General features: G+C 57.6%; 4 protein-coding genes and 1 pseudogene. All 5 read right to left on the reverse strand.

The annotated features are described in order from the left end of the window. A partial coding sequence (locus tag ACEW8J_RS09590; RefSeq protein ID WP_373491416.1) for a hypothetical protein occupies positions 1 to 359 on the reverse strand: 359 nt, incomplete at its 3' end. A 130-nt stretch (positions 360 to 489) separates the two neighbouring features. Beyond that, positions 490 to 2193 (reverse strand): ATP-binding protein, encoded by a 1704-nt coding sequence (locus ACEW8J_RS09595; protein ID WP_373491417.1) that lies wholly within the window; start codon positions 2191 to 2193, stop codon positions 490 to 492. Between the two features lie 113 nt (positions 2194 to 2306). Then, positions 2307 to 3026: a TIGR02186 family protein gene (locus tag ACEW8J_RS09600; protein ID WP_373491418.1), complete on the reverse strand. Its 720-nt coding sequence runs from the start codon at positions 3024 to 3026 to the stop codon at positions 2307 to 2309. Positions 3027 to 3076: 50 nt separating this feature from the next. Continuing rightward, the gene (locus ACEW8J_RS09605; RefSeq protein ID WP_373491419.1) at positions 3077 to 3991 is read right to left on the reverse strand and encodes a sulfite exporter TauE/SafE family protein; all 915 of its coding nucleotides are present in this window, start codon (positions 3989 to 3991) and stop codon (positions 3077 to 3079) included. 103 nt (positions 3992 to 4094) lie between these two features. After that, positions 4095 to 4435: pseudogene (locus tag ACEW8J_RS09610) on the reverse strand (hypothetical protein); the annotation flags it as partial.

A 4435-nucleotide genomic window follows, 5' to 3' on the forward strand; every position in this document is an offset into this window, starting at 1 on the left:
CCACGCCGCATTTTGGGGACGCTTTCCAGCAATTGCTGCGCGGTGACCTGCCTGTCGTTCCGCTCATTCTGCCGCGTAGCCTCGCGTTCCCGAAAATCCGCGTCTTGCTCGAGCCGGTCGGCATAGGTCTCCATCCTGTCGGCTCCGCGCAGCATTTTGTCGGCGCCTTTTTCCATGCCGACTGCTCCTGCGGCCATACCGGTCTTCACCTGGGCCTTGATGTCGCTGGCAAGTTTTTCGCTCCAGATTTTATCATTCCCGTGCTCCGGATCTTGCGCATGGATTGCCGTTACCGGCCACAGCGATACCGCGACCAAGCCTAGACCTGCAAATAGCGGAAAATGGCGCCTGTCAATCATCGGAATCTCCCTATCAAACGGCCACGCCCGATGCGTGACCTCATGACTACAGCTGTAATCGATAGCCCGGGATTTGGTAGCGAGGATCGATCAACGGTCGAGGGAAATGGACAAACGGTCCGGCCGGGGATTAGCGGCCCTGCGCTCTCCAGCGCTTGATTACGCGCTGGATGATTTCTTCCTCGCCGCCATGTTCGCGCCACAGATCGGAGAATATCGGATCTTCCGAAGCGGGACGGCGTTCTTCCACCAGCGTATCGAGCGAGACACGGATCGGAATAGCCACACCTTCGCCGCAGCAGATCACTTCGCGATTGCGCAAGGCGGGAATGGAGTCGAGAAAGCCGCGCGCGCCTTCCGGCATGGCGGCCTTGACAAAGGCCTGGTCGCGGTCATTGTTGAGCCGCATCGACAGGATCGTGCCGCATTGCGAGAGCACGCCTTCGGCGAGATCGGACGGCCGCTGGGTGATAAGGCCTAGCGATACGCCATATTTCCGGCCTTCCTTGGCAATCCGGCTGAGAATATCGCGGACCGCGCTTTCTTCGGCGACGTCATCGTTGGGAATGTATCGGTGGGCTTCCTCACAGACCAGCAGCATCGGACGCTGCGCTTCGTTGCGCGCCCATATGGCATAGTCAAACACCAGCCGGCTGAGCACCGAGACCACGGTCGGCGTGATTTCGGATGGCATGGCCGAGACATCGATGATCGAAATCGGCTTGCCTTCGGACGGCAGTCTGAAAATCTTGGCCAGGAATGCCGCCATCGTGTCGCCGACAAGCATGCCGGAAAACATGAAACTGTAGCGCGGATCGGCCTTGATCTCGTCAATCTTGCTTTTCAGGCGCTGAAAGGGAGCACTGTTGGTCGCCTTGTCGAGTTTGCCCATCTCGTTCTGCAGGATCGTCGTCAGATCCGACAGCAAATAGGGCACGGGTGAATCCACGGTCAGTTTGGCAACGCCCATGGAGGCCTGGCTTTTTGCTTTTGCAGCGAGCAGGCATTTTGCGAGAATATCGCAGTCGATCTGCTTGGCATCCCCCTTCGACTGGACGAAAACTTCGCAATGTTCGCGAAAGTTCATCAGCCAATAAGGCAGGTTCAGGTTGTTCACATCGAACACCTTGCCATTCTGCTTGAACGCCGCCCCATATTCGCCGTGCGGATCGATCATGATGATATGGCCTTCGGGGGCCAGATCGCAGATCTTGTGGAGAATGAGCGCTGCTGATGTCGACTTGCCGGTACCGGTCGATCCCAGAAGCGCGAAATGCTTGCCGAGCATTGCATCGACATAGAGGGCGCCGCGAATATTGTCGGTCGGATAGACGGTGCCGATTTCGATATTGGCCCGGCCATCGGAAGCATAGACCTGCTTGAGGTCGGCTGTCGTCACCGCATAGACCAGCGAAGCTGGCGTTGGATAGCGGGTCACGCCGCGGCGGAAATTATAGATCTGGCCGGTCAACTGTTCCTCGTCACCTTCACCGAGAAAGTCGATCTCGGCGACGACCAGACCCGCCTGTCCCTGATAGAGCCTCTGGGTCCGGATATTGGCCAGCAACCAGGTCTGACCGACGCGGATCTTGACCTGGCTCCCTACCTGACCAGCCATTTTGACGGTCGGATCGTGATGATCAAGCAAGGCAGTGAGAACCGCCGTATTCATGACGACCTTGGAACTCGATCCGGCGATTTCGATGACCTCGCCAATTTGATGGCCTTCGATTCGCCTGGAGGCGGTGCCAAGGTTTTCAGCGCCCGGCGTTCCGTTCTCCGAAACCGAAAGCGGCCTTTCGGTGGGGAAATGATGGGAGCCCATGTCGGACATTGGCGGTTTTCCTGTTTTGATGGTCGAGCCGCCGGACTAGTCGAACATGGTTAAGGAAGATTTAGCGCGCGTGCAGAAAGAGAGGCCCGACGATATCAGGCGTCGTGACAATGTCACATCTTGCGGAACAGATATCCCGCAGACCAGCCTAGGAATACCGAAATAAACACAGCGATCAAACCATAGAGGAAGCCATTATTCTGGGAAAGATTGGTGATGAAGCGGCCCATCCCGATTTTTTCGATGGTGATCTCCTTGACTTCTGCCGCCTCTATCCGGCCATCGAGAATGAGGAAGGTTTCTGCCGTATAGTCGCCGACCGGCACGCTGGCTGGCAGATTGATCCGCGCCTGATAGAGCACGCTATTGGTGATCTTGACGCTATTGGGTAAATTCTTGAACAAGTTTCCACGGCTGTTCAGGTCGACCAGTCCGTTCACAAAGCGATCCAGTTCGCGGCTGTCGATCGCACCGGCGGGAGAAAGTTGCAAATGGTTCAGCCCTAGCTCGTAAATATCAGCCGTCTTGCTATCCACGATCTGATCAACCGGCTTGGAGGACGCAATCGCGTAAAATCCCGGTGCGGAACGAAACTCGCTGCTGGCAGCGTTGATCCAGATACCCGCGATCTGCTGCTTCTCTCGCACGACAATCGATTCTACCGGCCCTTTGAGGACAACCACGATATCCGCCTGCTCGGTGTTGCGGGTACCCGGGGGATACGTGATGGCACCAAATAGCAGCAATTGCGCACCGTTAAAGTCACCCCGGATACTGATCCGATCCTGAGACACTTCGGGTACCAGCACCGGGGTCGCGCCCACCGTCAGCATAGCGATGGCCAAAACCGCAAACAGCCGAGCGAAAAGGCCTGGAGCGCGTATCACAGCGGCTGCACCGTATAAATCTCGTCCGGCTGGAATCCCAATCCCAGGGCCATGCGCACGGCAACGATCAGCACCATCGCCGCCAGACCCAGGCGCAGATATTCCGGTCGCATGCGCTGGGCAAATTTCGCGCCGAGTTGGGCACCGGTGACACTGCCGAGCAGCAACAGCGATGCCAGCACGATATCAACCGCACGCGTGGTCATGCTGTGCATCATGGTCGAGGCAATGGTGACGAACAGGATTTGAAACAGGGAGGTGCCGACCACCACCTGCGCTCCCATTCCGAGCAGATAGAGCATCGCCGGTACCATGATGAAGCCCCCGCCGACGCCCAGCAACATTGTCAATATGCCGGTCAGCAAGCCGAGAAAGAACGGAGCGATCGGTGAAATATAAAGGCCTGACCGGTAGAAGCGGTACCGGAAAGGCAGATTGGCTACCAACGGGTGATGGCGTCTTTTCCGGGCCGGAAGCGGCTTGCCGGCGCGCAGCGCCCGGACGCTCTGCAAGGATTCCTTGAACATCAGCCCGCCGATGCTGGACAGCATCAGAACATATAGGACATTGATGACGGTGTCGATCTGGCCCCAGGTTTGCAGAATCTGGAAGAGGCCAGTGCCGATGAACGTGCCGACAATACCACCCGCCACCAATATCGCGCCCATCCGGAAATCGACTCCCTTGCGGCGCATGTGGGCAGCAACGCCGGAAATACTGGCGCCGGTGACCTGGGTCGAAGCGGAAGCAGCGGCGACTGTTGGTGGTATTCCGTAAAAAATCAGCAGCGGCGTGGTCAGAAACCCCCCGCCGACACCGAACATGCCCGACAATATCCCCACCAGTCCGCCGAGCAGGATGATGACGAATGCATCGACCGATAGATTGGCGATTGGCAGGTATATGTCCATATAGCCATTGGACTAATCTCTTTTCGTTGCGGGATAAAGAGCGTTACCCCTGTGAGAGCGAGAAAATGATCTGGCGGCGGCATTGGTCGAAACCACGACCCGTCTAGAAGCTGGTTGAAACGGTGAGGGCCGCTCCATTGCCCGGACGCGCACTACCGGCAATCCGCACCCGACCGTCAACGGCGATCCGTGTCATAACGGAACCCACCGGCAAGTCGAAACTGGCGCGCGGACCAATGTCCAGTCGAGTGATGTCGCGCTGACCGCCCGCCCACAGGCCCGCGCCTACCGATAATTTTTTCTCATCAAATTCCGCGATTGGCCGCTGCACAGTCGCTGATCCGTCGAAAAAATAGGTCTCGTTTCTCCCGAGCACATAGCCCGCTTGGGCATAAGTCTCGAGCGCAAATCTTTCCACGATCTGATCCGGCCCGGTGCCGCCCG

This window comes from Parasphingorhabdus sp., assembly GCF_041748495.1.
In the GTDB taxonomy this organism is placed as follows: Bacteria; Pseudomonadota; Alphaproteobacteria; order Sphingomonadales; family Sphingomonadaceae; genus Parasphingorhabdus.